The organism is Streptomyces sp. NPDC001980, assembly GCF_040296885.1.
Taxonomy (GTDB): domain Bacteria; phylum Actinomycetota; class Actinomycetes; order Streptomycetales; family Streptomycetaceae; genus Streptomyces.
On sequence record NZ_JBEOYD010000099.1, the window covers coordinates 1 to 5,303 of the forward strand.

Below are 5,303 nucleotides of genomic sequence, written 5' to 3' on the forward strand. Positions count from 1 at the left end.
GGAGGAGGCCGAGGGCGCTTTCGAGGAAGCCGCTGCCCGGCTGGCGGACGCCCTTGCGGAGATGCGGCGGGTGCTCCGAGCCGGCTGGCAGGACCAGGATCCCGAAACGGATTCCGCCGAACTCCGGGCCTCGCTGCGGCAGTACCGGGAGCTCACCCAACGGCTGCTGCGGACGTAGGAGGCTGCAGGCTCCCGCCGGAAAACGGCGGGGGCTCACGCCGTTCCCTCCCCGGCCCGGTCGGCTTCCGGGCATCGTGGACCTGAGCGGGGTCAACTTCGCATCGTCCACGACAACCACACGATCGGCCCCTCGTCTTCCGCTGCACCACCGGCCTGCCGGTGTGCTTTCCCGCCCATGCGAACGCACAGGACGCCCGGGAGGGACGAACGGCCGACGCGCGACGGCGCGGCCGTGACCTGGCCGGGGCCTTCGTCGACGTGCGGTGACGACGTGCCACAGCTCACCCCGGTGCAGGTGAAGGATCCTCGGGTGCGCCGGGAAGGAAATCTGTCACGGCGAGGACAGATGTCCGTGCCCGCCGGAGATCCGGAGATAGGGTTGTGGCACGACGCAGATGGTGCTGATTCCTTCCGAGCACGGGTCCCATGCACACCTGGGTCCCCGTAGCGCTCCCGGAACGAAGGTGTCATGCCCGCCGAGAACGACCCTGTCGTCGGCAACCTCGACGATGACGACTACCCCGCCTACACCATGGGGCGGGCCGCCGACGTGCTCGGCACCACCCCCGCCTTCCTGAGGGCCGTCGGTGAGGCCGGGCTGATCACTCCCCTGCGCTCGGAAGGCGGTCACCGCCGGTACTCCCGCCGCCAGTTGCTCGTCGCCGCCCGCGCCCGCGAACTGGTCGGCCAGGGCACCCCGATCGAGGCCGCGTGCCGCATCATCTCCCTTGAGGATCAGCTGGACGACGCCCTCCGCCTGAACCGGGAGATGCGCCGGAAGCTGGACGAGGGCGATGCGAATATCTAGTTCTGCCGGTGCAGAAATACGGACTCCGGCGGGATGAGAATTACCTGGCGGGCGCGAAAAGTGCATGGGCGGTTCCTCCCGGGCTGTGTTAGCGTGATAGCTGTTGCAGTTTTGGTTGCCAGAGAATTCTTTCTTTGCAGAGCTTTCCGGATTCTTCCGGAGGGGTGATCATCGCGGCGACTCGGCTCCGTGAAGTGCGGAGTCCGGCACTGCCCCCTAGGGAGATTCAATATGGCATCTGGCACCGTGAAGTGGTTCAACGCGGAAAAGGGCTTCGGCTTCATCGAGCAGGAAGACGGCGGCGCTGACGTGTTCGCCCACTACTCGAACATCATCAGCAACGGTGGCTTCCGCGAGCTTCAGGAAGGCCAGAAGGTCAGCTTCGACGTCACGCAGGGCCAGAGGGGCCTGCAGGCCGAGAACATCGTTCCTGCCTGACGCTGATCGCTGACGCGAACGTCGCGAGCCACGGGCTCGCACATCAGATGGCCGGGGCCCGCGCTCTTGGGGTGCGGGCCCCGGCCATTGCGTTACCAGATTCTCCGGATCTCCCGAATTGTTGACAGCCCTGGTTTGGGCATCGAGAGACCCGGCTTTTCTTTTTTCTTCGGCTCATTCTTGTGATTCCACGTACGGCTGCCCGCCGTTGGACGGAATTCCTCGATACGCCGTATCGAGGAAGGTTCCCCTTGAACCGCGCCCGTCGCACCAGCGGCACCTCCGGCCGCTCCCGCGTGAACAGGAGTGCCCCGCACTCGACAGGATCCACGCACGACACCCGCTTCCGTAAGCAGGAGACGGGCCACCAGGGTCCTCGTCCGGTCACCGGACGCAAGAGCGGTCAGGGGGCGCACTCCGCCCCACGCCGACCGGAGTTCGCCGCACCGGTCCCCCTGACCGAGCCGCTGCCCGCGGTCGGGGCGTTCGCCGAACTGGACATGCCCGTACGGCTGCTGGCCGCGCTCGGTGCCGAGGGCGTCACCGTGCCCTTCCCGATCCAGGCGGCCACCCTTCCGAACGCACTCGCGGGCCGGGACGTTCTGGGCCGGGGCCGTACGGGCTCGGGCAAGACGCTCGCCTTCGGCCTGCCGGTGCTGGCCCGCCTGGACGGACAGCGCGCCCAGCCGCGGCAGCCGCTCGCCCTCGTCCTCGTCCCCACCCGAGAACTGGCCCAGCAGGTCTCCGACGCGCTCGCGCCCTACGCCCGCGCCCTCGGACTGCGGCTCGCCACCGTGGTGGGCGGCATGTCGATCGGCCGTCAGGCGAGTGCCCTGCGGGGCGCGGCCGAGGTCGTCGTCGCGACGCCCGGCCGCCTCAAGGACCTCATCGAGCGGGGAGACTGCCGGCTGGACCGGGTCGCCGTCACCGTCCTCGACGAGGCGGACCAGATGGCCGACATGGGCTTCCTGCCGCAGGTGACCACTCTGCTCGACCAAGTCCCCTCCGGCGGACAGCGATTGCTGTTCTCGGCCACCCTGGACGGTGACATCGACCTCCTGGTGCGCCGCTACCTCCACGACCCCGTGGTGCACTCGGTCGACCCGCCGGCGGGCAGCGTCACCACCATGGAGCATCACCTGCTGCACGTGCGCGACGCCGACAAGGACACCACCGTGACCGAGATCGCCGCCCGCGACGGACGCGTGATCATGTTCCTGGACACCAAGCACGCGGTGGACCGGCTGACCGAGCACCTGCTGTCCGTCGGTGTGCGCGCCTCGGCCCTGCACGGCGGCAAGTCCCAGCCGCAGCGCAACCGGACGCTCGCCCGGTTCAAGAACGGCCACGTCACGGTCCTGGTGGCCACCGACGTCGCGGCCCGCGGCATCCACGTCGACCGCCTCGACCTGGTCGTGAACGTCGACCCTCCCGGCGACCACAAGAACTACCTGCACCGCGGCGGCCGTACCGCCCGCGCCGGCGAGTCCGGCACCGTCGTCACCCTCGTCCTGCCCCGCCAGCGCCGAGCGGTGGACCGTCTCATGGCCGACGCCGGCATCACTCCGCGTACCGCCCGGATCCGTCCCGGCGCGGCCGAACTCCAGCGCATCACCGGTGCCCGGACCCCGTCCGGCGTGCCGGTCACCGTCGCCGCACCGGTCGCCGAACAACGCGAGGGCAAGGGATCCGCGGGCCGTGACCACCGGGGCCCGGCCGCCGGACGGGGCGGGAACAACCGGTCCGCGGCCCGAGCGCGGCGCTCCGCCCCAAGGCCCACCGATTAGCCCAGGCACGGGGAACGCACCCCCGCTCCCAGCGGTCACGCCGAGACACCGCCCTCCTGCCGCCCCGACGAAGAGGAGAAGCCCTTGACGCCGACTCCGCCCCGACCGCACCGGTTCCGCCAGGCCGACGGCACCGGCCTGACCGCCCGCGACGCCATGCTGCACGCTCCCGGGCCGCAGGTCGACGACCACATGGCGGTCGACGTGGCCCTGTCCGTGCTCATCGGGGCCCGCGTCCCGCACCTCCTCCTCCAGGACGCGGACGGGCGGTGCGCGGGCCTGGTCACCCGGGCCCAGCTCGCCGCGCACCGTGGCGGCACGTGGTTCAGCGACCGGACCCGGCTGCGGGACATCCCGCTCGACCGCGGGCCGTTCACCGCGTCGACGGCCTCGCTCGGTGAGGCGGAAGCCGCCATGCGGGTACGGATACTCGACGTTTCCCCCGTGGTCGACGAGCACGGCTATGCCTTGGGCGTCCTCGCGCTCACCTCCTGATTCGCCCTCCGGCCGCCATGGCGCGTCCGGCCTCTCCAGAGTCGTTCCCCGGCGTTCTCACTCATCCCCGCGGAGGCATCCATGCGCTGTGTCATCGCCCGTTTCCCCTTCGAGCTGACCAAGAACGAGGTCGAGCAGTCGATGGACGGCATCACCCCCGAACCCGTCACCGGCGTGTCCGTGACCATCGACAGGCGGATCTACCCCGTGATGCAGGTCGGAGAGGTGATCACCAGGCAGAACCGCCGGGACTTCACGTCCGTCGAGATGCGCCACGCGCTGACCCGGCTCGGATTCACCTGCCACGACGCGCCCCCGGCCGCGCCGCCCCGGGGCGCGCGAGCCGACGAGGACGTGCTCGGCTGGTGACGATTTCCGGCGCTACGGCGATTCATGTGCCGTCTGCGGGTTGGAAAGCCGAGGATCCGGCACTCGGTCGGTGAGCGGGCCGGACATGCGAACCCGCTCTCGTCGGGACTGCCGGTTCGGCAAGGAGCCGCGAGCCGCACGGGACCGGTACGGCACGCGCCAGGCGGCGTACTTCACCGTCGGCCCGGTCACCGTCGCCCAGGTCCTGCTGGGCGTCGCGGCCGGTGCGCTCACCGGCACCCTGCTGCGCCGCACCTGGCCCACCCTGATCGCCGCGCCCGTGGTCACCTGGCTGCTGGTCCGCACCCGACTCCGCGTCACGCCGCCGCCCGAGCCCGTCCCGCTGAAGGGTGAACGGCCGTGGATCGCTGCTGTGTCTTTCATCACACGTACAAGGTTGCTACCGGGGTTCGGCCCCGGGCAGGTCGTGGACCGTTCCGGCGGCCGCCGGCCCCCAGGCGTCGGGCATGCGGGCAGCAGCGGTGCTGCCGCGTGGAGTTCCGCGAGGGTGACGCCGTGATGCCAGGCCGCGGCGGCAAGGCCGCCGGCGGCCGCAACGTCGGGGTAGAGCAGCGGATCGGGCCGGAGCGGCTGCCGTATGGGCTGAGGCCCGGTCATGCCGGCATGACCGCAAGCTCGGTGACGGATGCCCACCGTGTTGTACACGGCGGCACCGCGTTCCTACAGCTTGGTCATCTTGGTGTACGGGCTCAGGATCCGCATCTGCTGCGAGCCGAAATCCACGAGTGCCGCGGTTCCGTCCTCGACGCCGATGACTCGGCCGAGACCGTACATGTCGTGTGTGACCTGGTCGCCCACGGCGAAGTGCTTGGGGGCTGGCGTGACCGGGGCCTTGAAGGGGCTGGTGGGCAAGTGGCGCTTCGGAGCGGCAGGCTTTGTCATCGCCCCCAGTATGCGCCTATGAACCCTGCTTGTGGCTACCCCCGCTGATCGGTGGACTCCACTCCGGCAGGAGCGGGAGCCTGCCGACCCGTCCGGACGCAGACGGGTGGGGCTGGGCGGTTCGGCTTCGTGGGAGGCCCCGTCGCCCGTACCCTTCGGGGACTACGGCGTCAGATGGCGGGCGCCAGATACTGGAGGCAATACCTCGTGCTGATTGCTCAGCGTCCCTCGTTGACCGAAGAGGTCGTCGACGAATTCCGCTCCCGTTTCGTGATCGAGCCGCTGGAGCCGGGCTTCGGCTACACCCTCGGCAACTCCCTCCG

General features: G+C 70.2%; 7 protein-coding genes and 1 pseudogene. 7 read left to right on the forward strand and 1 reads right to left on the reverse strand.

Annotated features, from left to right (window positions below):
- Window positions 1-649: 649 nt before the first annotated feature.
- The 6 genes from ABT137_RS50765 to ABT137_RS50790 all read left to right on the forward strand — a co-directional run bounded on the left by ABT137_RS50765 (window position 650) and on the right by ABT137_RS50790 (window position 4,597).
- Window positions 650-988 (forward strand): helix-turn-helix domain-containing protein, encoded by a 339-nt coding sequence (locus ABT137_RS50765; RefSeq protein ID WP_351720822.1) that lies wholly within the window; start codon window positions 650-652, stop codon window positions 986-988.
- Window positions 989-1,219: 231 nt separating this feature from the next.
- Window positions 1,220-1,426, forward strand: a complete 207-nt coding sequence (locus tag ABT137_RS50770; RefSeq protein ID WP_351720824.1) for a cold-shock protein — start codon at window positions 1,220-1,222, stop codon at window positions 1,424-1,426.
- A 251-nt stretch (window positions 1,427-1,677) separates the two neighbouring features.
- Window positions 1,678-3,213, forward strand: a complete 1,536-nt coding sequence (locus ABT137_RS50775) for a DEAD/DEAH box helicase (protein ID WP_351720827.1) — start codon at window positions 1,678-1,680, stop codon at window positions 3,211-3,213.
- 84 nt (window positions 3,214-3,297) lie between these two features.
- Entirely contained in the window at window positions 3,298-3,708 is a 411-nt protein-coding gene (locus ABT137_RS50780; protein WP_502984724.1) for a CBS domain-containing protein, read from the forward strand.
- A gap of 81 nt (window positions 3,709-3,789) precedes the next feature.
- Window positions 3,790-4,077, forward strand: coding sequence for an SCO5918 family protein (locus tag ABT137_RS50785; RefSeq protein ID WP_351720829.1), 288 nt, complete (start codon window positions 3,790-3,792; stop codon window positions 4,075-4,077).
- An 85-nt stretch (window positions 4,078-4,162) separates the two neighbouring features.
- Window positions 4,163-4,597 (forward strand): hypothetical protein, encoded by a 435-nt coding sequence (locus tag ABT137_RS50790; protein ID WP_351720832.1) that lies wholly within the window; start codon window positions 4,163-4,165, stop codon window positions 4,595-4,597.
- Between the two features lie 161 nt (window positions 4,598-4,758).
- Here the strand turns inward: ABT137_RS50790 and ABT137_RS50795 are convergent, their stop codons facing one another.
- Window positions 4,759-4,980, reverse strand: coding sequence for a hypothetical protein (locus ABT137_RS50795; protein ID WP_351720835.1), 222 nt, complete (start codon window positions 4,978-4,980; stop codon window positions 4,759-4,761).
- Window positions 4,981-5,187: 207 nt separating this feature from the next.
- Between ABT137_RS50795 and ABT137_RS50800 the strand changes: the two are divergent.
- Window positions 5,188-5,303, forward strand: a pseudogene (locus tag ABT137_RS50800) (DNA-directed RNA polymerase subunit alpha); the annotation flags it as partial.

Excerpts from the sequence above, each read along its gene's own strand:
- ABT137_RS50765 (WP_351720822.1), top strand. The coding sequence starts at position 650 with ATGCCCGCCGAGAACGACCCTGTCGTCGGCAACCTCGACGATGACGAC.
- ABT137_RS50770 (WP_351720824.1), top strand. The coding sequence starts at position 1,220 with ATGGCATCTGGCACCGTGAAGTGGTTCAACGCGGAAAAGGGCTTCGGC.
- ABT137_RS50785 (WP_351720829.1), top strand. The coding sequence starts at position 3,790 with ATGCGCTGTGTCATCGCCCGTTTCCCCTTCGAGCTGACCAAGAACGAG.
- ABT137_RS50790 (WP_351720832.1), top strand. The coding sequence starts at position 4,163 with ATGCGAACCCGCTCTCGTCGGGACTGCCGGTTCGGCAAGGAGCCGCGA.
- ABT137_RS50795 (WP_351720835.1), bottom strand. The coding sequence starts at position 4,980 with ATGACAAAGCCTGCCGCTCCGAAGCGCCACTTGCCCACCAGCCCCTTC.